This window comes from Neisseria sp. N95_16, from assembly GCF_002551535.2.
Classification (GTDB): Bacteria; Pseudomonadota; Gammaproteobacteria; order Burkholderiales; family Neisseriaceae; genus Neisseria; species Neisseria brasiliensis.
On the sequence record NZ_PDBT02000156.1, the window covers coordinates 1 to 879 of the forward strand.

General features: G+C 51.6%; 1 protein-coding gene. It reads left to right on the plus strand.

All coding sequences use genetic code 11. The annotated features are described in order from the left end of the window. The coding region (locus CRG49_RS12985) for a tail fiber protein (RefSeq protein ID WP_198515179.1) at positions 1-879 on the plus strand (879 nt) is incomplete at both ends.

An 879-nucleotide genomic window follows, 5' to 3' on the forward strand; every position in this document is an offset into this window, starting at 1 on the left:
ACGCCAAAGTTAATGGGGCAGTGCCAAACCAAATGTATCGTGCAATTGCAAACGCATTAGCAGAAAAAGCCAACGCCAACACCACCATCACCGCAGGCACCGGCCTCACAGGCGGCGGCAATCTGTCTGCCAACCGCACCATTACCCTCGGCACCCCGTCAACCATTACCGCAACCAGCGGCAATACCGTGGCGGCCAGTTCACACAGCCATGCCATCGACAAGGCCAGCACAACAGCGGCCGGTATTGTGCAGCTTAATAACACCTTGACCAGCAGCGCAACCAACCAAGCGTTGACGGCGGCCATGGGTAAAAAACTGCAAGACGAAATGGTAGCCTATCAAAGACGGGTGACTAATCAGATTGCCGGCAAGTTAGATGCCGCAGCCGGGGTAAATTTAACCGGCGATCAAACCATCTCAGGCGTGAAAACGTTTAATAATATACAAAAAGCCTTCGGCGGCATACAGGTGGCCAATAACGAGGTTAACGCCGCCGCCTCAAATGCCGGCATAGTGTCGGCTAACCATAATGCCGTGTTTATACAAAATATTAAAACTGGTAAGTTTTTAGAGTTGCGGCATGACGGCCGATTAATCTACGACGGGAATGAAGTATATACACATAGAGACCGCAGTAATGCGATCGATAGTGATGATGCATATAAAATTGCCACTAGCAAGGCCGTCAAAACCGCCTACGACAAAGCTGTTAAGGCGGCCACCGCAACCCGCCGCAGCTACAGCCGCACCATTAACGGCACAGCATCCGGTCATACCGAACAAACCATGCGCGTCACAGGCGAGACGGTCATCAGTCCCGATGGCAGCGTTGTGCAGTATTTTCACATCAAGAATGCTAAGCCCCTTTGGTTTGGTT